The sequence below is a fragment of the Marivita sp. S0852 genome (assembly GCF_046591575.1).
In the GTDB taxonomy this organism is placed as follows: Bacteria; Pseudomonadota; Alphaproteobacteria; order Rhodobacterales; family Rhodobacteraceae; genus Marivita.
The window spans coordinates 279,604-300,094 of sequence record NZ_JBIQWA010000004.1; the positions used below are offsets into that span (position 1 = coordinate 279,604).

Sequence of the window (20,491 nt, forward strand, 5' to 3'; positions counted from 1 at the left end):
AGCGCAACGCGAAACACTCAAGATGATGTCTCTAGCGCAACCGTCCTCGCAAGATGTCGCCGATTTCGCCCTGTGGGCGGGTCCGCGTGAACGCCAGCAGCATCCCCACCGCAATGCCGCCCGCAATCAGCGACGATCCCCCGTAGCTGACAAAGGGCAGCGTCATGCCTTTGGCCGGCAACAAACGTACCGCGACCCCCATATTGATCATCGCCTGCACACCGAACATGCAGGCCAGCCCTGTTCCCGCCAAGCGGATAAACGGATCACGCTCGCGCATCAGGCGCATCAGCGACCGCACGACAATCGTGGCGTAAAGCGCAATGATGATCAGCACCAGAACCAGCCCGTATTCTTCGGCTGCCACCGCAATGATGAAATCCGTATGCGCATCGGGAAGCGACCATTTCACCTGTCCTTCACCGACCCCCACGCCAAAGAAGCCCCCTTCGCGAATGGCATTGGTGGCATAGCCAAGCTGCGTTGTCGGATCGACATCCGGGCTTAGAAACCCGTCAATCCGCCGCGCGAAATGTTCGGAATTCTGATAGGCCACGGTTCCCGCAAAGATCACCAGACCGGCCATCCCGATCAGCAACACCATCGGCGCACCGGCCACGAAATACATCACACCCCATCCAAACAGCACCAGACAGGCCTGACCAAAGTCCGGCTGTAGCGCCAGCATCAGAACGATGCTGACCGTCATGGCAAAGGACAGGGTTTTGCCCGGCGGCCCGCCCAGATCCTGACTGGCCGCCAACAGCCATGCGGCAACAATCACAAAGGTCGGCTTCAAAAACTCGGAGGGCTGCAGCGATCCAAAGCCGATGGAATACCACCGCACAGCGCCTTTTCCGAAATCGGTTCCGAAAAACGGCAGCAAACACAGGCCGATGAAGGCAAAAACGAAACCGATAACCGCAAATCTGCGCACCAGAACCGGGCTCAGCATCGACGTCACGATCAACACAATCAAAGCTGTCCCGCCAAAGAACGCCTGTCGCTGGACATAATGAAACGGCGCAAAACCATTGCGTTCGGCCAAGGGCGGAGAGGCTGCAAGCCCCAGCAACAGACCGATCCCGAACAGGATCAGAATGCAGGACAAGGACCACTTGTCGACCGTGCGCCACCACTTCGGCAACACAGGTTCCCCTGCGCGCGTCGGGACTGCGCCATAGACCATCTCTGTCATGGGTTCACCGCTTTATCTGCCTCAATCGCCCGGGTTGTCCCGGATCTATCGTTACATCTTACAGCATATGATTCGCCCAATCCAGAAGAATGATCCACACGCCATATCACTTGCGCATGGGCGCAATCCGTGGTGGGTGCGCCACATGCAGGTAAACACGCTTATTCTGGGGGCCGGAGCTGCGGGCATGATGTGCGCCGCACAGGCCGGGCCATCGACATTGGTGATCGACCACGCCAAGGCGCCGGGCGAGAAAATCCGCATTTCTGGCGGCGGGCGGTGCAACTTCACGAACATGCACACCGACCCCGCCCGTTTTCTGGGGGCCAATCCGCATTTCCACAAATCGGCCCTCAAACGCTACACGCAATGGGATTTTCTGGATCTCGTGGACCGTTACAAAATTGCGTGGCACGAAAAGACACTGGGGCAGTTGTTTTGCGACGACAAGGCGACCCAGATCATCGAGATGCTGCGCGCCGAACTGACCAAGGCCGGGGCAGAGCTGTGGCTCAAGACATCGCTGGTCGACCTCGACCATGATGGCACACATTACAAAGCCAGCCTCGACCGCGACGGCACCCGCCACACCGTCACCGCGCGCAATCTGGTGCTGGCGACGGGCGGCAAGTCGATCCCCAAGATGGGTGCCACGGGCCTTGCCTATGACATCGCCAAGCGCTTTGGGCATAGGCTCACGGAAACCCGCCCTGCCCTTGTCCCGCTCACCTTCACCGACCAGCGCTTTGCACCGCTGTCCGGGGTCGCCACACCCGTGGTCGCGCAAGCCAATGGCACCGCCTTTGAAGAAGCAATGCTCTTCACCCATCGAGGCCTCAGCGGACCTGCGGTGCTACAGATCTCAAGCTACTGGACCGAAGGTGACCCGGTCACGGTCAACCTGCTTCCCCACACCGATTTGGCTCAGACCTTGAAAACCGCACGCACAACCCACGGCAAACGCAACGTGACCACCGCGCTTGGCGATGTGCTTCCTGAACGGCTGGTTAGCTTTCTGGCAGACGATCTTCCGCTGGACGGCAATGTCGCGGATCTGTCGGACAAGCGCATTGATGACATCACGACACGCCTCAAACACTGGTCGCTGACACCCTCGGGCAGCGAAGGCTACCGCACCGCCGAGGTGACGCTGGGCGGTATTTCAACCGACCGGATAGACAGCAAAACCATGATGTCGCGCGATGTGCCGGGGCTCTACATGATTGGCGAAGCGGTGGATGTGACCGGCTGGCTGGGCGGCTATAATTTCCAATGGGCCTGGAGTTCCGGCGTCGCGGCAGGTCAGGCGATTGTTGCGTCATCTTGAAACCACCCTCAATCTGCGTCACATCTGCTTCCCCATGACGAGCGCCGAGATGACAGCACCCAAAGCCCCAAACGCCTTTCTTCGCGGTCCCTTGCGCGATCTGGCGAACCGGTTGGGCCAGGGCAGCACTGCGCCAAAGGCGCAGGAACGGATCTGGATCGACCCGTCACGCCTGACCTGCATTTACACCCGCAATCCGGCAGAAACCCCCGATTTTAAGCGGCGGCATTCGGGCATGGTGATTGACGGCGACTGGGATCTGAACGTCGAACCGATTGACGACTCTTGGAAAATCGCCGCATGCCTCGCCCATTTCCGGGACGGTGTATCTTGGAGCGACACAGATGTGTTCACGCGGATGCAGGCGATGATTGCAAAGCGGGGACAGTTCGACAGCTGCCGAACCATGGACGACATCCTCACCCGCTACGCGCAAATCGACCTCCTGTTCGACGCGATCCGCACTGACGGTTTCCGCGACGATACGATCATCAAACGCGGCACACCACGCCTGCCCGAAGGGGTGTTCATTCATATCGACCGCCATGGTGATCCGATCTTCGGTGCCATTGGCAACCACCGCATGGGCATCGCCCGCGCGCTTGGCCTAACCCGCATCCCGGCGCAGCTGGGCGTGGTTCATCCCGACGGCGCGCCGCATCTTGCCCGTTACAGAGACACCACATGAGCACGCTCAAAGAAGCCATCCGCGCCGGTGTGCATGTCAAAGCCCTGCGCGACATTGCCAACCGCCTGCGCTTTGGCCCGGATGCGCCGCAAAGCGATGAACTGATCTGGGTCCATCCCCGCGACGTGGTCAATTGGTACAAGCCCGACCCGCAAAACGGTGCCCCACGCTTTCGCAGGCGGCATTCCGGCATGGTCGCGCCCGGCGATTGGGACCGCTCTACCAAACCGTTCGGCAGCCACCTGAAGCTCAACAGCATCCGCAAGCATTTCGAAGACGGTGTCCCGTGGGAGGACACACCGCTTTTTGACTGGATGCTGAAAGAGATCGACATCCACGGGCGGATTGACGGCTGCTACACCCGCGAAGACCTGATTGCGCGCTACGAACGGCTGGATCGCATCTACGAGGAAACCAAGCACACGCGCCGCCTCCGCCCGCATGGGTCCGTCAACGACACGCGGCGCGAACATGGTGGTATTCTGGTGCACATTACCCGCGACGGCACGCCGTTGCGAGATGGCGGCGGCATGCATCGCTTTGCGATTGCCTATATCCTCGATTTGGAAAAAGTGCCCGCGCAATTGGGTGTCATCCACCCCGATGCGGTCGCCTCGGGTGTTCTGGCAAAACTGCGCGAGCCGCCCGATTAAGTCCCGTCAAGCGCCGCGTGCACCTGCGCCACGAAATCGTCACCGCGTTTCTCAAAGCTGTCATACTGGTCAAAACTCGCCGCAGCCGGGGCCAGCAACACAACATCGCCCGCTTCCGCCTCTGACACAGCGCGCTGCACGGCGGTTTGCATCGTACCACACGCCTCGGCCTCGACCCCTGTCAGTTGCACCGCAAATCCGTCCGCTTCGCGCCCGATCACATAAGCCTTGCGCACTTGGGTCAGGCCGGGGGCAAGCCCGTCCAGACCACCTTCTTTTTGCAACCCGCCGCAAATCCAGCGAATGTTTTTGAACGCCAGCAACGCCTTGAGTGCTGAATCCACATTCGTCGCCTTGCTGTCATTCACAAAGGTCACGCCGTTTGCTTCGGCCACGATCTGGCTGCGATGGGGCAAGCCGCCGAACGTGCCCAGCGCTGTCTCGATCGCGCGCGGGGCCACGCCCAGCGCGCGCACGGCGGCGTAGGCGGCACAGGCGTTCTGGTGGTTATGCGCGCCCGGCAACCCCTTGATGGGGCGCAGATCAATCGACGCCACCTGTCGCCCCTTGCGCCATTCCGTCAGAAAGCCCTTTTTCGCAAAAACCAGCCATCCCGGCCCGGTCAGCTTTTGCCCCGAGGACACCCGGATCACGCGATCATCTCCCGGCCCTTCGGCCAGTTGGTTGGCGATGTAGCGTCCTTCGTTCTCGTCCACACCGATCACCGCGCGATCCGGTCCGCCCTCGGCAAACAACCTGCGCTTGGCGGCAAAATACCCACCGAAACCCGCGTGTCGGTCCAGATGATCCGGCGACAGGTTGGTGAACACCGCCACATCCGGCGTCAGCGCGCGGGCAAGGTCGGTCTGGTAGCTGGACAGCTCCAGCACCACGACGCCGCCGTCACCGGGCGGATCAATATCAAGCACCCCGCGCCCGATATTGCCCGCCAATTGGCTGTTAAAGCCCGTTTCTTCCAGAATGTGATGGATCAGCGCCGAGGTGGTCGATTTCCCGTTCGATCCGGTGATCGCAATCACACGAGGCGCGGTGTCGAAACGGTCCCACTCGCGGGTCCCCAGCGAGCGGAAAAAAAGTCCGATGTCGTTGTCCACCGGCACGCCTGCATCCCAGGCGCGTTCAATCACCGGGTTGGGCGCAGGGTACAAATGCGGGATGCCGGGGCTGACGATCAGGCTGGCCACCGCATCGAACGCGCCGTCACGGGACAGGTCACGTGTCTCGAAGCCGTCCGCCTCTGCCGCCTCGCGCGCCTTGGGGTTGTCGTCCCAACAGACAGGCATCGCGCCGCCCGCCCGCAAGGCCCGCGCCGCCGACAGGCCAGACCGGCCAAGCCCAAGCACCGCAACCTCTTGCCCGTCAAATCCCTGAACCGGGATCATGCGTTCAGCTTCCGCAGGCGCGCTGTTACGGACAGCCCATGCGCCTCAAGCGATTCCGAGGTCGCCAAAGTCTCGGCCGCCGGGCCAATCGCCCGCAGCGCATCGGGCGACATCTTGGCCAGTGTGGTGCGCTTCAGGAAATCAAGCACCGACAGCCCAGACGAGAACCGCGCCGACCGCGCCGTGGGCAGTACATGGTTCGGCCCGCCCACGTAGTCGCCAATCGCCTCGGGCGTCCACTGGCCCAGGAAAATCGCCCCCGCATGGGTGATCTTGTCCGCCAACGCATCCGGGTCCGCGACGCACAACTCCAGATGCTCGGGCGCGATCCGGTCGCAGAGCTCTGCCGCTTCATTCAAATCCCTGACCGTCATGATGGCCCCGAAGTCGCGCCAAGACGCGCCGGCAATGGCCCGCCGTTCAAGCGTCTCAAGCCGTTTTGCCACCGCCTCGGCCACAGCCTGTCCAAAACCCGCATCGGTCGTGATCAACAACGATTGCGCGCTTTCGTCATGTTCCGCCTGGCTCATCAGATCCAGCGCGATCCAGTCCGGGTCGTTGTCACCATCGGCAATCACGAGGATCTCCGATGGACCCGCGATCATGTCGATGCCCACCTTGCCGAACACCCGCCGCTTTGCCGCCGCCACGAACGCATTGCCTGGCCCGGTGATCTTGTCCACCGGCGCGATGGTCTGGGTTCCATAGGCCAGCGCCGCCACCGCCTGCGCGCCGCCGATGCGGTAGACCTCGTCCACCCCGGCGATCCGCGCGGCCAGCATCACGAGCGGGTTCGCCACACCATCCGGTGTCGGCACAACCATCGCCAAACGGTCCACCCCCGCCACCTTGGCAGGCACCGCGTTCATCAGGACCGAGGACGGATAGCTCGCCAATCCGCCGGGCACGTACAGCCCCGCTGCCGATACGGGCGTCCAGCGCCAGCCCAGCGTGGCTCCTTGCGCATCGGTCCACATCTCGTCACTGGGCATCTGCCGTTCGTGGTAGGCGCGGATACGCTCTGCGGCTGTTTCCAAAGCAACGCGCTCCGCCTCGGGCACCTTGGCAATCTCGGTGTCAATCTCGGCCTCGGACACGCGCAACTGGTCTGCCGTAAGGTCAAGCCGATCAAACTTTGCCGTCAGCTCCAGAACCGCCGCATCGCCGCGCGCCCGCACGTCGGCGATAATGCCTGCGACTACGTCGTCTACATCTGGGCTGTCCTCGCGCTTGGCGGTCAGGATGGCCTGGAAACATGTCTCGAAATCAGGGTCTTTGGTCGACAGAAACTGTGGCATCAAAGCCTCCGGAAAAGGTGTCGGCAGACACTTAGACCGCAGCGCCCCAAGCCTCAACCCGGCCGGGCAAGATCGGCACCGTCCAAAGACAGGATCATCAGGACATCATCACGTGCGACACCGTCGATGATCACGGACCGGGGCCTGCGCCCAAAGACGTGAAATCCCATAGAGCTATACAACGCCCGTGCGGCAGTATTGTCCACATCCACCACCAGCTCTGCCTGCGCCACACCCACCTTACGCAGCTCATCCAGAAGAGCCTGCATCAAGGCGCGGCCATAGCCCTGGCGTTCGGCCTCGGCCCGCACATAAAGCGGGCCGATATCCGCCATGTGCCGCACCCGTTTCGGCCCGCCGCGCCGTGCTGCGACAAATCCGACAAGCCTTACAGTGTCATCATATGCCCCCAGCGTCAGCGATGTCTCAAGCATCCGCGCCACGTCTTTGTTCGGAATCGGGCGCACCTCTTCTGCACTGAACAGAAACGCATTTGGCACCCGCATCAACCCTTCGGCCCACAGCGCCCGATAGGCCGACAGGTCTTTCGGCGTCAGCCGCCGGATCATCATTCAGGATGGCCCGGCACTTTGCCAGAAACAGCCGCGTAAGGTTTGGTCACATCCCGCAGCGCCACTTCAAGGTCTTCAACAGACAGCCGAAGCGCGCCATCACCGGCCAGTGTCAGCAAAACGGCCTCTTCGGTGTCGTCATAATTCACCGCCAATATGGACAGGATGGTATCCGCATCGCCCCGCTCCACGCCCTGACTGGCCACACGCGACACATTTTCAATCGCCAGCACGGATTGCACCCGCTCGGGGGTCCGTCCGGCACGGTCCGCCAAGGGAATATCCTCCCAGCGGAAGCGATTGAGCAGGATACCAAACCGCTTTTGCTTGGGCTGCCACTGCATCTCGGTCGCGGGAAAGACCGCATCCTGACACAAGGCCGACAGCACCTGCAGATCCTCTTGATCCATCGCGACAAGCCGAAGCGGCCGCGCGTCCCCGTCTTCGAATGTGGCGTCTCTACTCATTGTTCTTTCACCCGCTCGATCCTGGCCCCGACGCCAGACAGCTTGCGCACAACATGTTCATAGCCCCGGTCAAGGTGGTACACGCGGCTCACAACCGTGTCGCCCTCAGCCGCCAATCCGGCAAGGATCAACGACACCGACGCACGCAAATCGGTCGCCATCACCGGGGCACCGCGAAGCCTGTCCACACCCGTCACTGTTGCATGCCCGCCCTGGACATCAATCTGCGCGCCCATCCGGATCAATTCCGGTGCGTGCATAAACCGATTCTCGAAGATCTTTTCCTCAAGAACACTTGTCCCCTCGGCCGTACAAAGCAGTGCCATCATCTGCGCCTGCAAATCGGTCGGAAACCCCGGAAAGGGCTCGGTTGTCACATCAACAGCGGACACACGCCCATTCCGGCGCGCAACTTTCACCCCGTTCGGCGTTTCCTCCACATGGATTCCGGCCTCGTCCAGTTTTTCGCAAAACGCCGAGACCAGATCTATCGTACCGCCCAGGCACTCTACCTCGCCACCACAAATCGCCGGGGCCAGCATATAGGTGCCAAGTTCGATCCGGTCGGTGACCACCCGGTGCGTCGCTCCGCCCAGACGATCCACACCCTGGATGGTGATCTCTGACGTGCCTTCGCCGTCGATTTGCGCGCCCATCTTTTGCAAACACCGCGCCAGATCCACGATTTCCGGCTCGCGCGCCGCGTTTTTCAGAACCGTGGTGCCTTTGGCCAAGGTCGCTGCCATCAACGCGTTTTCGGTCGCGCCGACAGACACAAAGGGAAAATCGACAAGACCACCGCGCAGACCACCCGCAGGGGCTTTGGCGTGGACATAGCCATCCCGCAGATCAAGCTCCGCGCCCATTGCCTCAAGCGCCTTGAGGTGCAAATCCACCGGCCGCGCGCCAATTGCACAGCCACCGGGCAACGAGACCTCTGCATGGCCGAACCGCGCTAGAAGCGGCCCGAGAACCAGAATCGACGCCCGCATCTTGCGCACAATGTCATAATCCGCCCGCTGCGAGGTCAGATCATGGCTGGACATCGCAAGCACCTGCCCCTCCTGCAACGCCTGCACCTCGGCACCCAAGGACTGCAACAACAGTGTCATGGTGCGAATATCGCTCAGACGGGGGGCATTGGTCAGCGTCAGCGGCTCTTCACTCAAAAGCGTCGCGGGCATAAGGGTCAAACAGGCGTTCTTAGCACCCGCGATTGGAATCTGGCCATTCAGCGGCCCGTTCCCCGTCACTATTATCTGGTCCATAGGTGTTAACTGCCCTCACTCGTTGGTTTTTTCTTTGTATTGATGTCATTTGCCCCCGCATCCACGGCCCGCGCGCGTGCCTGTGCCTTGCGCCGCGCCAGATTGGCTTTCAGCGCCGCCTTAAGCCTGTCTTCGCGCGCCTCAGCTTTGGATTTTCCGGATGAAGGTTTCTGCGTCATGCCGCCTTCCTATCGCAGAGGCGAAAAAGGGTCCAGATTGCCCTTGCACCGTTTCGGTTTTGCGTCTACTCACCCGCCACGCAAAACACCGCGCCCGGCGCTGCTGTAGCTCAGAGGTAGAGCACTCCCTTGGTAAGGGAGAGGTCGAGAGTTCAATTCTCTCCAGCAGCACCATCCAAACCTGAACAATATGCTGGATTTGTGCGATGGCCCACCGCATGATCGGGGCAGTTCATTTTGGATATGTGATTTTATGACACCGAGTGTTTCGGACACGGAGACACCGTCTCAGAGCGCCGCTGAACAAGAGCTGGAACAGGCGCGCGCGCGGCTTGATGCCGGAGACCGGGCAGCGGCACTGGCGATTTGCCGCAAATATTTATCGCGCGACATTTTGCTACCGGACGCCTGTGTCTTGTCCGTCTTGCTCCGCGACTTGGGAGAGACCGACGCGGCAGATCAGATCAGGAGTGTCGTGCTTGAAACGGTACAAGCCGAAGCGCGGCGCGACACAATTGCGACAGCCGGTGTTCTGTCGGGAACCGAGCTGTTGCTGTCCTTGGACGCCATTGACGAGGCGCTGGCACACTGCAAACAGGCTCATGCGCGCGCTCCGGATGATCAAGAGATCATGAACGCGCTTGTGTCGTTGTTGATCAATCTGGATCGGCTGGACGAGGCCCAGGCCGTCGCAGCGGCTTATTGCGACCGAAACAGCGAGAAATTTAACGTCCTCATACATATAGCGACAATTTTTTCGCATTTCGAGGCACGCGATTTCGCGTTGAAGCTTCTCAAGTTGGCCGAAGGTCAATGCACAGACAAAAACCAACGCGCCAAAATCGACTACTTGCTTGCGGCAAATGGCGCGGCCGTGTCGAACCTTGACCAACACGGCATGGCGGTGGGTCTTTTTGACGGGTTCGCAGACAGCTATGACGAGAAGTTGCAGACCCTTGAAAATAATGGCCCTGCCATGGTGTTGGCAGCGCTCCAAGATCTGGGTCTGCCCAAGCGAAAGACGCGTCGTGTGCTGGATGCGGGGTGCGGAACCGGGCTGTGCGCCGGTTTTCTACGGGGCTACGCCAAACATCTGATGGGCGTCGATATTTCTGTTGCGATGCTTGAAAAATCGCGTGCCCGAGGGATTTACGATCTGCTTGCGCGCACCGATCTTTCGATCCGGGCCACATATCCCGAGGATCAGTATGACATGATCGTCTGCGCGGATGTTCTGGTCTATTTCGGCGCGCTGGACACAGTGTTTGGGAATTTCCACGATGTTCTGGTGCCGGGCGGCTGGCTGGTGTTCACCGTCGAAAATGAAAGCGACCCGGCTGTGCAGGCGCGGTTCAAGCTGTATCCCTCTGGTCGCCATAAACATTCGCAGGACTACCTGTGTCAGACACTGACCCGCGTCGGCTTTCCCAAACCCAAGCTGATGCACCGCGTGCGCCTGCGAAACGAGATGACACAGCCCGTTATGGGCACGGTTGTCGCCGTGCAAAAATCGGCTTTGGCCTTCTGACAACATAGACGCCGACGTCTTGTCCGGACGAAACCGCAGGTCTGCCGGCAACACCTTGCTGGCAAGACCTTGCTGGCAACACAAGGCGCTGATACCTACGGCATGTTGTTCCTTTGGGCCATTTTCCATGCGCGCAGCGATCGCGACAGGCGAATATCATCTGGGTGGTGAGACCTTCATCAACCGCCATATTGAACACCTGTTCGGTGGCAATACCGTTGTGGTGTGCGGTCGTTTTCACGGCGACAACCCATATGGAAAATCCTATTTCGTGCGCCGTGACGGGTTGTCTGGCCGCGATGCGCTGGTCGCTCCGTGGTGGCTTTTGCGCAATCGTCTGCAGCACGGCACATCCCGACTGCCCTTCGGAGAAGCCAAAGACGCTCTGACGAAATTCCTTCGAGACGAAAAAGTCGACGTGATTCTGGCGGAATTCGGCACACAGGCGCTGGCGTTGGCTCCGCTGGCAAACAGCCTTGGTATCCCGATCTTTACCTATTTTCGCGGCACGGACGCCTCCAAGGCCATTCGCACGGAACGCATGCGCGCGGCCTATCGAAAAATGATGCCGCGGCTGACAGGCGTGTTCTCTGTGTCCCGGTTCCTTTTGGACAATCTGGAACGAAACGGAATCGTGCATCCCAACAGCAACGTGATCCCGTCGGGCGTCGACATCCGGAAATTTGCCCCGCAAGACAAGGTTCCGCTCAGTTTTCTGGCGGTCGGGCGTTTCGTCGAAAAGAAAGCCCCCCGGATCACGCTGCGCGCCTTTGCCGATGCCACCAGGGATTTGCCAGAGGCCCGGCTTGATTTCATCGGTGACGGCCCGCTGCTTGAACCGACCCGCGCCATCGCCGAAGATCTGGGTGTCGCCCAGAAGATCCGCTTTCACGGAGCCCAGCCGCACAACACGGTCCGTGACCGGTTGATGAGCACGCAGTTCTTTTTGCAACATTCCGTCACCGCGCGGGATGGCAACACCGAAGGCCTGCCAACCGCCATTCAGGAAGCGATGGCCTGCGGATGTATCACCGTCTCGACCCGCCACGCGGGCATCCCCGAAGCGATTGACGAAGGCGAAACCGGGTTTCTTGTGGACGAACATGACCAAGCCGGGTTTGCAGCCGCGATTGCCAAAGCGATTGCCGTTCAGGATTTGTCCGAGATGTCCAGACGCGCCCGCAGCACCGCGGAGGCGCGTTTTGACAATCATGTGCTTTTGAAGATTCTCGAAAAACACATTCTGGACACGCTGTCCGTCGCTGCTTGATGGACGCAGAAGACAGCTGAAAAGGGCCACTGATGCTGCTCTACCGCCTTTTGATGATGGTCCTCGCTGGCGGTATGGTCGGCAAGCTGTGCCTGCGACGCGACTGGACCACGCTGGGGGATCGGCTGGGGCGGTCCGGCCCGAAGGATGGGGTTGCACGGCTTTGGATACATGCCGCCTCCAACGGGGAACTGGGGTCGGTCAAACCTGTGATCGACGCGCTGATCGCCGACGGGTGGCATGTGCTGATCACCGTCAACACGCCCAGCGCACGTGATATGGCCATTCGTTGGGCATTGCCGCATACCGATATCCGCCTCGCCCCGGTGGACCTGCCCCATGTGGTGCAACGCATGTTCCGCGCCTGGACGGTCACGGCCTATATCACCGTCGAAACCGATGTCTGGCCCCAGCGCATCCTGACCTGTCCGGGGCCGGTTCTGGTGCTTGGAGGGCGGCTGACGGAACGGTCCGCCAAAGGCTGGGCGCGATTTGCGGCGCTGACCGCCCGTGTCCTTGACCGTGTCGACTACCTGTCTGCACAGGACGCCGCCTCGCAGACGCGGTTCCGCAAGCTGGGATTGCGCGACGCGGCAACCGGCCCGGTCTTCGATCTAAAAGCCCTTTATACCCCGCCGGAAATGCCCGTACCTGCCGATCTCGAAGACCAGTTTGATCGCCACAGCACATGGCTTGCCGCCTCGACCCATGCAGGCGAAGAGGCTGTGATCCTCGACGCGCACAAACGTGCCCGCGACTCGGTTCCGCAGCTCAAACTGATCCTGGCCCCTCGCCATCCAAAACGGGGCGATGACATCGCCGATCTGATAGAGGCAAGCGGGCTCAGCTATGCCCGTCGCAGCAAGGGCACGCCCCCGGACACCGCCGATGTCTATCTGGCCGATACGTTCGGAGAGATGCCGATCTGGTATCAGTTGGCGGGCACAACCTTTATCGCAGGGTCATTGTCCGATCGTGGCGGCCACACCCCATACGAGCCCGCAGCCTTTGCCTCGGCGCTGCTTCATGGTCCGGACGTGCATAACTTCCGCGCCGCCTATGGTCGCCTGCAGGACCATGATGCGGCGATTATGATCTCCTCGGCAGATGCGCTTGCCAAAGGGGTTGTTGCCTTGTCAGACCCGGCAAAACAGGCCCAGATGGGACAGGCCGCGCAAGCCGCATTGCGTCAGGACACCGATCTTGAAACACTCTTGCGCGACATTAACACCGCACTCGGTGCTTGATGTCCGCGCCACTGTGCCTATTCTTGATGGGTCACGAAAACAAACACGGCAGAGCAGCCGACAGAGACGCGCATATGATCCAGTTCACACTGAAATGCGAAAATGATCACCGGTTTGACAGCTGGTTCCAATCCGGCGCGGCGTTCGAAAAGCTGTTTTCGACCGGCATGGTCACTTGCGCGGTCTGTGGATCGTCCAATGTCAGCAAAGCCATGATGGCCCCGCGCGTCAGCACCAAGGACGCCACCCTGCCGACACCTGCCAAGCCCAAACTGTCGCAACCGGCAAGCCCGGCCGAGCAGGCACTGGCCGAGTTGAAAAAGCACGTGGAAAAAAATTCCGATTATGTCGGCAAAAACTTCGCCTCCGAAGCGCGGGCCATCCATTCAGGTGACGCGCCCGACCGCCCGATCTGGGGCGAAGCGCGCGGCGAAGACGCCAAAAAGCTGGTCGAGGACGGCGTCCCCATTGCGCCACTTCCGTTTACACCAACGCGAAAGACGAATTGATGGCCGTCCTGATTACAGGTGCCAATCGCGGCATCGGTGCCGCGCTTTTCGCCAAGGCCCAAGCGCGCGGGCATGATGTCATCGGGACCACCCGCGCAACAGACGATCCGACCTTGCGCCCTATGGATGTCACCGATCCGGACAGCGTCACCGCTTTGGCCGCACAGCTTGCCGAAACGCCAATTGACCTTCTGGTCTGCAATTCTGGTGTCTTTCTGGAAAAGGGCCAGCCCGCCGATCGCCTGACCGATACGCAACTTTGGGCCGACACATTCGCCACAAATGTCACCGGCGTGTACCTGACCGCGATGGCGTTTCTGCCCAATCTGGCATTGTCCAAAACCCCCAAGATTGCGATTATTTCCTCGCAAATGGGATCAAGCGAACGCGCTGGCGGTCAGAACTACGTCTATCGCGCGTCCAAAGCGGCGGCTGTCAATCTGGGGCGCAACCTGGCTGTAGACCTCAAGACCCGCAATATCGCTGTGGGCATCTACCATCCCGGATGGGTGCGCACCGACATGGGCTCCAGCGCCGCATCAATCAGCACCGAACAATCGGCCACCGGCCTGTTCGACCGATTTGACCACCTGTCCCTAAACACCACCGGGTGTTTTGAAATGTGGAACGGCGATCCGATGCCGTTCTGACCATACACGCACAGGCTTGATCATAAACCGCCCCGCAATGCGCCACCGCACGCGGCCTGCTCTTGCACCCTTGCGCCACCCCACGTAAAGGACCGGCAAGTTTGACCCCGGGGAGGCCAGAATGCCCATTCTCGTGATGAAATTCGGCGGAACGTCTGTTGCGACGCTTGATCGGATCAAGCGCGTGGCAAAGCGCATTGGCGTCGAGGTTTCCAAAAGCTACGATGTCATCGTCATCGTTTCGGCAATGTCGGGTGAGACGAACAAACTGGTGGGGTTTGTGAACGACACGTCTCCGCTGTTTGATGCGCGCGAATACGACGCTGTGGTCAGCTCGGGGGAAAATGTCACCGCCGGTCTTATGGCGTTGACACTTCAGGAAATGGATGTGCCGGCCCGCAGCTGGCAAGGATGGCAGGTGCCGGTCAAAACCACCTCGGCCCACGCCGCCGCGCGGATCGAAGATATCCCGCCGGAAAACATCTTGCAGAAATTCGATGAAGGCATGCGCGTTGCCGTGATCGCCGGATTTCAGGGCATCGGCCCGGATGGCCGCATCACCACGCTTGGACGCGGCGGATCTGATACCACAGCCGTCGCTTTTGCCGCGGCCTTCGGGGCAGAACGCTGTGATATTTATACAGATGTCGATGGCGTCTACACCACCGATCCGCGTATCTGTGAAAAAGCCCGCAAGCTGGACCGCATTGCGTTTGAAGAGATGCTGGAACTTGCATCGCTTGGGGCCAAGGTTCTGCAAACCCGCTCGGTTGAATTGGCGATGCGCTACAAGGTCAAACTGCGCGTGCTCAGCAGTTTTGAAGAACAATCAGACAAGGCCGGCACCTTGGTCTGCGATGAGGAGGATATCATGGAAAGCAATGTTGTGGCTGGTGTGGCCTATTCCCGCGACGAGGCCAAGATGACCCTGGTGTCAGTCGCCGATCGTCCGGGCATCGCGGCCGCGATCTTTACCCCGCTGTCCGAAGCCGGCGTGAATGTCGACATGATCGTGCAGAACATCTCGGAAGAGGGCCGCACCGACATGACGTTTTCATGCCCAACCGATCAGGTGGCGCGCGCAGAAAAGGCCATGAAAGACGCCAAAGAGCGGGGCGACATCAACTTCCACGACATTGTTGCCGACACAGCGGTCGCCAAAATCTCGGTTGTCGGCATCGGCATGCGCAGTCACACTGGCGTCGCTGCAAAAATGTTCGAGGTCCTCTCGGCAGAGGGGATCAACATCAAGGTCATTACAACCTCCGAGATAAAAATTTCCGTACTGATCGACCGGAAATACATGGAACTTGCCGTCCAAGCACTGCATGATGCGTTCGAATTGGAAAACGCCGCCTGATCACGTGACACAGCGCGTCACGCAGGCCGGTCCGCAAGGGGCACTACATGGTTGAGCGCGCCGAAAGCGAAAGCCGCAAACTGCTTGGGCGGCTGCGCGACACAATGGCCAACGAGACCGCCGGTCAGGAACGGTTGGATCAGATCACCCATCTGACCGCGGATTCGATGGGCACCGAGGTGTGCTCGATCTATCTTTTCCGCGATGAAGAAACGCTTGAACTGTGTGCAACGCAGGGTCTCAAGCCCGAAGCGGTTCACCAGACCCGGATGAAGCTGGGCGAAGGCCTGGTCGGGCGCGTCGCCCGAACCGGCAAAATCGTCAACACCGCCAACGCCCCGTCTGCGCGCGGGTTCCGGTATATGGCGGAAACAGGCGAAGAGATTTATTCCAGCTTCCTTGGCATCCCGATCCAGAGACTGGGAGAAAAGCTGGGCGTTCTGGTGGTGCAATCCAAGCAAGCCCGCGAATTTATCGCGGATGAAATCTATGCGCTCGAAGTTGTGGCCATGGTGCTGGCTGAAATGACCGAATTGGGCGCGTTTGTCGGCGAAGGGGCCGCGTTGCGCGCGCGCCACACCGAACCGGTCTTGTTGCGCGGCTCGACCGCACAGGAGGGCACGGCCGAGGGTCATGTCTGGCTGCATGAACCGCGTGTGGTTGTGACAAATCTGGTGGGGGATGATCCCGCACGGGAACGCGCGCGTCTGCTCGAAGCGGTCGAAAACCTGCGCATCAGCGTTGATCAATTGCTGGCAGGTGCCGTGGAAGACACCGAACAGGTTCAGGTGCTCGAAGCATACCGGATGTTCGCCAATTCCAAAGGCTGGCTGCGCCGCATGGAGGAAAACATCGACCGTGGCCTGAGCGCCGAAGCCGCCGTGGAAAAGGAACAATCCGACGTGCGCGCCCGCATGTCCCAGGCGAATGATCCATATCTGCGCGAACGCCTGCAGGATCTTGACGACCTGTCAAACCGCCTGCTGCGCATCCTGACCGGCCAAGGGGTGCAAACAGGGGCCGACCTGCCCGAAAGCCCGATCCTTGTGGCGCGCAATATCGGGCCCGGTGAATTGCTGGAATATGGGCGCAAGCTCAAGGGGATCATCCTCGAGGAGGGCTCGGTGGGCAGCCACGCGGCCATTGTCGCCCGTGCCCTTGCCATCCCGCTGGTGATCCACGTAAAGCGCATCCAGAACGAAGCGTTGAACGGCGATCATGTGATGCTGGATGGCGATCAGGGTATTGTCCATCTGCGCCCCGACGACACGGTGGTCACCGCGTTCCGCGATAAAATGGCGATGCAAGCCAAGGCGCAGGAACGCTATGCGTCGATCCGCGACAAATCGGCGATCACGCTCTGCGGCAAAACCATCCGGCTCGACATGAATGCAGGGCTGATGGCGGACCTTCCGTCGCTGGAAAGCTCCGGAGCCGAGGGCGTCGGTCTGTTCCGTACCGAACTGCAATTTCTGGTGCGCAGCCAGATGCCCAAGCGCAACGAACTGGCCGCCCTGTACGCTCGGGTACTGGATGCCGCCCAGGGCAAACGCGTAGTGTTCCGCACACTGGATATCGGATCAGACAAGGTTCTGCCCTATATGCAGGCGCAGGATGAACCCAACCCGGCCCTGGGCTGGCGCGCCATTCGGGTCGGGCTGGATAAACCGGGAGTGATGCGGATGCAGCTGCAAGCGCTTCTGCGCGCCGCCAATGGCCGCCCGCTGTCGATCATGTTCCCCTTTGTTGCGCAATACGAAGAATACACCGCCGCTCGCGCCGAAGTGGACAAAGCCATCGCCCGCGAAAGCAAGCTGGGCCACGTCCTGCCCGAACAGCTTGAAATCGGTGCGATGCTGGAAACCCCTTCCCTCGCCTTTGCGTGCAAGAAATTCTACGAGGAGGTCGAGTTTGTGTCGATCGGCGGCAACGATCTCAAGCAATTCTTCTTTGCTGCCGACCGCGAAAACGAACGTGTCCGACGCCGTTACGATACGCTAAATGTCAGTTTTCTGACATTCCTCGAAGATATCGTTGCCCGCTGCACGGCCACCAACACGCCCCTGTCGTTCTGCGGCGAAGACGCCGGACGCCCGGTCGAGGCCCTGTGCCTTGCTGCCATCGGGCTGAACGCCCTGTCCATGCGCCCCGCCTCTATCGGCCCGGTGAAACACTTGTTGCGCCGCTGCAATCTGGACGATGTACGCACGGTGATTCACGATGCACGCGACGCGGGCGAACAATCCGTGCGGCCTGCCGTTATGGAGTATTTGCGCGGACTTAGCTGACCGCTTCACGCCATCTGAGTGGCGGCATACAGCACATCTGGCCGTTTGAAGAGTCGGTATTTCAGGGGGTCATGGCCATGTCTCAAGCCCTTTGCTGACCGGACCGGTGTTCAAACAACCAAAAGAACCCGAACCGACCATTGCTCACGAATGCTTTCGAAAATTGGTGCACAAACGCGATCTTGATGCCGCCGCACTCGAAACAGGAAACAGGGTTCGGGCAAAGTCCTATCTTTGCCCGAACCCTGAGTTTACAATCCTCTGACTGCGCGCTTCAGCCCTTCTGGCTGATCAAAATCGGATGCTCCGCTTCGCGTGCTATCACAGTGATTGCGGGCGAACGGGTGCGCAATGGTCCGGTGCCGGATCATAAAGTGGCCCAAAGCGCCCCGTCCGCTCTTGCCCCGAAACCTGCCGGGAACATACTCAATTTGAGCTATTAACGTTAAGATATCGTGAAGCGGACGGGCGATTTACACAAATTACAGAGTTTTCAATGTCCGCTTCAGATCTTCCACCAACAGCGTCTCGGATTGACCGCTCTCAATCGCCAGACGCCGCAGACCGAAATGCACATGCGCCATTTCCTGATAATAACTGGTGAACGCATAATTTGTTGCCGCCCCCGCAGCAGCCCCCAGGATCGGCACGGTCTGCGCGGCAAGCTTTTGGCCCAGAACTGTCGCCAATCGTGGTGATACCGATTTCAGGATACCGTGAACAGCCGCCCCGGTCAGGGTCACACGGGTGCTGAAAAACGCGGTGTTCGCCCCGTCGTCGGCCTCTAATGGACCAGCGCTGGCAAACACAGTCAGGCAATCGGCAAGGACATCGGGATCATTGGGGTCAAAATCATACTCGGTGGCGATCCCCTGCACGGTTCGCAGCAAAACCGTTGTGGTCACCGGCAGCTCTGCCAGCGCCGTGGGCAACCCCCCGGCACCGCCAACAGCCCCCATCGCGGTTGTCACCGCTGTGTTGAGCCAGCCTTTCTGGTCCGGCACAAGCCCCCGCGATTGTTTCGCAGTGTGCAGCGCCACCATCAAAGCCCGTTCCGTCGCCCCCTCCAATCCGGTTTTCACCGGGTCAGGCAACCGCTCCAACAGGTTCTCGGCACGGCCGCCAATCATATTGAGGACTTGCATGCCAACGCCCCCTGCAGCCTTGTGACGGCGGGCAAGTTCGGCAATGGCGGTTTGTGTGTCCAGTTGGACAAGGTCAGATCCGGTCATAACCATAAGATTGGGGCTTTGGCCGCCCTTATCAAGACGCAGGTGTCACAGGCCCCTGAACGACATCCCAGGCACCAGGTTGCAAGGCCAGCCCCAGAACCCGCGCCGGGTTTGTCGGAGGCGGCATCAGCACGCCGCTTAAAGGCTGAAATCCAAAGCGCTGATAATATGGCGCATCGCCCACCAGCAGCACCCGTTCCCACCCGTCATTGCGCGCCTGATCAACGCTGTCGCGGATCAGCGCGCCGCCCAGACCTTCGCCTTGTGCGGTTGGGTGTACCGCGATGGGGCCGAGCAACAAGCTCTTGGCGTCCCCCACCTGAACCGGCCAATACCGGATCGCGCCGCCCAGAATGCCCTGATCATCGCGCGCCACCCGTGACAGCGCGCGCACCGGCTCTGCGGCGTCACGCAACCGATAAGACGACAACGCCTCTCGGCCCGGTGCGAAACACAAGTCATAGAGCGCTTCGACCTCCCACCAGTCTTGTTCGGTTTCCGGGTTCAGGGTGAACATAATCTCGGTCTGTTATTCCGCATGCACCCCCCGTGCATTCCGCTGTGAAACCGCCTATCACGCCGGGAAATGTTCGGCAAACAAGGAACCGGATCTCAATGTTCTACCGCCCCGAAGACGGCCACGGCCTGCCTCATAACCCGTTCAACGCCATTGTCACGCCTCGGCCCATCGGGTGGATTTCGACCCGCGGCTCTGACGGGCGGGACAATCTGGCCCCCTATTCGTTTTTCAACGCCGTGGCCTATGTGCCACCGCAGGTGATGTTTGCCTCGACCTCGGCCAAATCGGATCGTGGCGATACCAAAGACAGTGTGGCGCACATTCGGGAAACCGGTGTTTTTGCGGTGAATATTGTCGAATACGCGATGCGCGATGTGATGAACCAAAGCTCGGGCGCGTGGGACAAATCGGTGGATGAATTCGAACTCGCAGGTATCGACAAAGCCGAATGCGACACCATCGCATGTCCGCGCGTCGCCAACGCACCCGCAACGCTGGAATGCAAACTGACCCAGATCGTGCAATTGCCCGGTGAGGCGAATTTCACCGTGTTCGGCGAGGTCACTGGCGTGCATATGCGCGATGATTGCATCAAGGACGGGATCTTTGATGTGCTGAGTTTCAATCCTCTGACCCGCATGGGCTACCGCGATTATTCGGTGATCCGCGAGAAATTCAGCCTCAAACGGCCCGGAGAATAGGTCAGCACGCATTCCCAGGGCTCCGCCCATTCTCACCTCAAACCATTCCCCGGATGGTTTGTATGCCAGAGGAACAACCGGTTCGAATTGTTTCGCGCGCGAAACAAAAGGTCCGGTCCGGTCCTTTAACAAA

At 60.2% G+C, this 20,491-nt stretch carries 20 protein-coding genes and 1 tRNA gene; 12 read left to right on the forward strand and 9 right to left on the reverse strand.

Features of this window, described 5'->3' with window-relative positions:
• Positions 1-31 precede the first annotated feature (31 nt).
• Positions 32-1,198 carry a putative lipid II flippase FtsW gene (gene ftsW / locus ACG74X_RS10440; protein ID WP_411234620.1) on the reverse strand — a complete coding sequence of 389 codons (1,167 nt, stop codon included), beginning with the start codon at positions 1,196-1,198 and terminating at the stop codon, positions 32-34.
• Positions 1,199-1,343: 145 nt separating this feature from the next.
• Between ftsW and ACG74X_RS10445 the strand changes: the two genes are divergently transcribed.
• Genes ACG74X_RS10445 through ACG74X_RS10455 form a run of 3 tightly spaced genes read left to right on the forward strand, consistent with a single transcriptional unit; the run spans position 1,344 to position 3,866 of the window.
• Positions 1,344-2,525: an NAD(P)/FAD-dependent oxidoreductase gene (locus ACG74X_RS10445; RefSeq protein WP_411234622.1), complete on the forward strand. Its 1,182-nt coding sequence runs from the start codon at positions 1,344-1,346 to the stop codon at positions 2,523-2,525.
• 34 nt (positions 2,526-2,559) lie between these two features.
• The gene (locus tag ACG74X_RS10450) at positions 2,560-3,213 is read left to right on the forward strand and encodes a hypothetical protein (RefSeq protein WP_411234624.1); all 654 of its coding nucleotides are present in this window, start codon (positions 2,560-2,562) and stop codon (positions 3,211-3,213) included.
• Positions 3,210-3,866: a hypothetical protein gene (locus tag ACG74X_RS10455; protein WP_411234626.1), complete on the forward strand. Its 657-nt coding sequence runs from the start codon at positions 3,210-3,212 to the stop codon at positions 3,864-3,866. Before ACG74X_RS10450 ends, ACG74X_RS10455 begins: the two co-directional genes overlap by 4 nt.
• Here the strand turns inward: ACG74X_RS10455 and murD are convergent.
• Genes murD through ACG74X_RS10485 form a run of 6 tightly spaced genes read right to left on the reverse strand, consistent with a single transcriptional unit; the run spans position 3,863 to position 9,053 of the window.
• Positions 3,863-5,269: a UDP-N-acetylmuramoyl-L-alanine--D-glutamate ligase gene (gene murD, locus ACG74X_RS10460; protein WP_411234628.1), complete on the reverse strand. Its 1,407-nt coding sequence runs from the start codon at positions 5,267-5,269 to the stop codon at positions 3,863-3,865. The genes ACG74X_RS10455 and murD overlap by 4 nt on opposite strands.
• Positions 5,266-6,567 (reverse strand): histidinol dehydrogenase, encoded by a 1,302-nt coding sequence (gene hisD, locus ACG74X_RS10465; protein WP_411234630.1) that lies wholly within the window; start codon positions 6,565-6,567, stop codon positions 5,266-5,268. The genes murD and hisD overlap by 4 nt, the downstream gene beginning before the upstream one ends.
• Before the next feature lie 53 nt (positions 6,568-6,620).
• Positions 6,621-7,136, reverse strand: a complete 516-nt coding sequence (locus ACG74X_RS10470; protein ID WP_411234632.1) for a GNAT family N-acetyltransferase — start codon at positions 7,134-7,136, stop codon at positions 6,621-6,623.
• Positions 7,136-7,606: a DUF2948 family protein gene (locus ACG74X_RS10475; protein ID WP_411234633.1), complete on the reverse strand. Its 471-nt coding sequence runs from the start codon at positions 7,604-7,606 to the stop codon at positions 7,136-7,138. Before ACG74X_RS10475 ends, ACG74X_RS10470 begins: the two co-directional genes overlap by 1 nt.
• On the reverse strand, positions 7,603-8,874 hold the full coding sequence (gene murA / locus ACG74X_RS10480; RefSeq protein ID WP_411234635.1) for a UDP-N-acetylglucosamine 1-carboxyvinyltransferase: 1,272 nt from the start codon (positions 8,872-8,874) through the stop codon (positions 7,603-7,605). The genes ACG74X_RS10475 and murA overlap by 4 nt, the downstream gene beginning before the upstream one ends.
• 5 nt (positions 8,875-8,879) lie before the next feature.
• A complete protein-coding gene (locus ACG74X_RS10485; protein WP_411234637.1) occupies positions 8,880-9,053 on the reverse strand; it encodes a hypothetical protein in 174 nt (57 codons plus the stop codon).
• 99 nt (positions 9,054-9,152) lie between these two features.
• On the opposite strand from ACG74X_RS10485, the gene ACG74X_RS10490 reads away from it, so the two are divergent.
• The 8 genes from ACG74X_RS10490 (at position 9,153) to ptsP (ending at position 17,905) form a co-directional block, all read left to right on the forward strand.
• Positions 9,153-9,227, forward strand: a tRNA-Thr gene (locus ACG74X_RS10490).
• 79 nt (positions 9,228-9,306) lie between these two features.
• Complete coding sequence (locus ACG74X_RS10495; protein WP_411234638.1) at positions 9,307-10,581, forward strand: methyltransferase domain-containing protein; 1,275 nt, start codon at positions 9,307-9,309, stop codon at positions 10,579-10,581.
• 127 nt (positions 10,582-10,708) lie between these two features.
• Positions 10,709-11,851, forward strand: coding sequence for a glycosyltransferase (locus ACG74X_RS10500; RefSeq protein WP_411234640.1), 1,143 nt, complete (start codon positions 10,709-10,711; stop codon positions 11,849-11,851).
• A 32-nt stretch (positions 11,852-11,883) separates the two neighbouring features.
• Positions 11,884-13,098, forward strand: a complete 1,215-nt coding sequence (locus ACG74X_RS10505; RefSeq protein WP_411234642.1) for a 3-deoxy-D-manno-octulosonic acid transferase — start codon at positions 11,884-11,886, stop codon at positions 13,096-13,098.
• Between the two features lie 74 nt (positions 13,099-13,172).
• Complete coding sequence (locus tag ACG74X_RS10510) at positions 13,173-13,607, forward strand: DUF1178 family protein (RefSeq protein ID WP_411234643.1); 435 nt, start codon at positions 13,173-13,175, stop codon at positions 13,605-13,607.
• Positions 13,607-14,257, forward strand: a complete 651-nt coding sequence (locus ACG74X_RS10515) for an SDR family NAD(P)-dependent oxidoreductase (protein WP_411234644.1) — start codon at positions 13,607-13,609, stop codon at positions 14,255-14,257. Before ACG74X_RS10510 ends, ACG74X_RS10515 begins: the two co-directional genes overlap by 1 nt.
• Positions 14,258-14,378: 121 nt before the next feature.
• Positions 14,379-15,617 carry an aspartate kinase gene (locus ACG74X_RS10520; protein ID WP_411234646.1) on the forward strand — a complete coding sequence of 413 codons (1,239 nt, stop codon included), beginning with the start codon at positions 14,379-14,381 and terminating at the stop codon, positions 15,615-15,617.
• Positions 15,618-15,664: 47 nt separating this feature from the next.
• On the forward strand, positions 15,665-17,905 hold the full coding sequence (gene ptsP, locus ACG74X_RS10525; RefSeq protein ID WP_411234647.1) for a phosphoenolpyruvate--protein phosphotransferase: 2,241 nt from the start codon (positions 15,665-15,667) through the stop codon (positions 17,903-17,905).
• Positions 17,906-18,387: 482 nt separating this feature from the next.
• Here ptsP and ACG74X_RS10530 read toward each other — a convergent pair whose 3' ends face one another.
• Positions 18,388-19,137 carry an EcsC family protein gene (locus ACG74X_RS10530; RefSeq protein WP_411234648.1) on the reverse strand — a complete coding sequence of 250 codons (750 nt, stop codon included), beginning with the start codon at positions 19,135-19,137 and terminating at the stop codon, positions 18,388-18,390.
• Positions 19,138-19,168: 31 nt separating this feature from the next.
• The gene (locus ACG74X_RS10535; protein WP_411234649.1) at positions 19,169-19,654 is read right to left on the reverse strand and encodes a GNAT family N-acetyltransferase; all 486 of its coding nucleotides are present in this window, start codon (positions 19,652-19,654) and stop codon (positions 19,169-19,171) included.
• Positions 19,655-19,752: 98 nt separating this feature from the next.
• Between ACG74X_RS10535 and ACG74X_RS10540 the strand changes: the two genes are divergently transcribed.
• Positions 19,753-20,358, forward strand: coding sequence for a flavin reductase family protein (locus tag ACG74X_RS10540; RefSeq protein WP_411234651.1), 606 nt, complete (start codon positions 19,753-19,755; stop codon positions 20,356-20,358).
• Positions 20,359-20,491: the final 133 nt, after the last annotated feature.

Bases quoted from the DNA above. Each gene is read 5' to 3' on its own strand.
- ftsW (WP_411234620.1), bottom strand. From the start codon at position 1,198: ATGACAGAGATGGTCTATGGCGCAGTCCCGACGCGCGCAGGGGAACCT.
- ACG74X_RS10445 (WP_411234622.1), top strand. From the start codon at position 1,344: ATGCAGGTAAACACGCTTATTCTGGGGGCCGGAGCTGCGGGCATGATG.
- ACG74X_RS10450 (WP_411234624.1), top strand. From the start codon at position 2,560: ATGACGAGCGCCGAGATGACAGCACCCAAAGCCCCAAACGCCTTTCTT.
- ACG74X_RS10455 (WP_411234626.1), top strand. From the start codon at position 3,210: ATGAGCACGCTCAAAGAAGCCATCCGCGCCGGTGTGCATGTCAAAGCC.
- murD (WP_411234628.1), bottom strand. From the start codon at position 5,269: ATGATCCCGGTTCAGGGATTTGACGGGCAAGAGGTTGCGGTGCTTGGG.
- hisD (WP_411234630.1), bottom strand. From the start codon at position 6,567: ATGCCACAGTTTCTGTCGACCAAAGACCCTGATTTCGAGACATGTTTC.
- ACG74X_RS10470 (WP_411234632.1), bottom strand. From the start codon at position 7,136: ATGATCCGGCGGCTGACGCCGAAAGACCTGTCGGCCTATCGGGCGCTG.
- ACG74X_RS10475 (WP_411234633.1), bottom strand. From the start codon at position 7,606: ATGAGTAGAGACGCCACATTCGAAGACGGGGACGCGCGGCCGCTTCGG.
- murA (WP_411234635.1), bottom strand. From the start codon at position 8,874: ATGGACCAGATAATAGTGACGGGGAACGGGCCGCTGAATGGCCAGATT.
- ACG74X_RS10485 (WP_411234637.1), bottom strand. From the start codon at position 9,053: ATGACGCAGAAACCTTCATCCGGAAAATCCAAAGCTGAGGCGCGCGAA.
- ACG74X_RS10495 (WP_411234638.1), top strand. From the start codon at position 9,307: ATGACACCGAGTGTTTCGGACACGGAGACACCGTCTCAGAGCGCCGCT.
- ACG74X_RS10500 (WP_411234640.1), top strand. From the start codon at position 10,709: ATGCGCGCAGCGATCGCGACAGGCGAATATCATCTGGGTGGTGAGACC.
- ACG74X_RS10505 (WP_411234642.1), top strand. From the start codon at position 11,884: ATGCTGCTCTACCGCCTTTTGATGATGGTCCTCGCTGGCGGTATGGTC.
- ACG74X_RS10510 (WP_411234643.1), top strand. From the start codon at position 13,173: ATGATCCAGTTCACACTGAAATGCGAAAATGATCACCGGTTTGACAGC.
- ACG74X_RS10515 (WP_411234644.1), top strand. From the start codon at position 13,607: ATGGCCGTCCTGATTACAGGTGCCAATCGCGGCATCGGTGCCGCGCTT.
- ACG74X_RS10520 (WP_411234646.1), top strand. From the start codon at position 14,379: ATGCCCATTCTCGTGATGAAATTCGGCGGAACGTCTGTTGCGACGCTT.
- ptsP (WP_411234647.1), top strand. From the start codon at position 15,665: ATGGTTGAGCGCGCCGAAAGCGAAAGCCGCAAACTGCTTGGGCGGCTG.
- ACG74X_RS10530 (WP_411234648.1), bottom strand. From the start codon at position 19,137: ATGACCGGATCTGACCTTGTCCAACTGGACACACAAACCGCCATTGCC.
- ACG74X_RS10535 (WP_411234649.1), bottom strand. From the start codon at position 19,654: ATGTTCACCCTGAACCCGGAAACCGAACAAGACTGGTGGGAGGTCGAA.
- ACG74X_RS10540 (WP_411234651.1), top strand. From the start codon at position 19,753: ATGTTCTACCGCCCCGAAGACGGCCACGGCCTGCCTCATAACCCGTTC.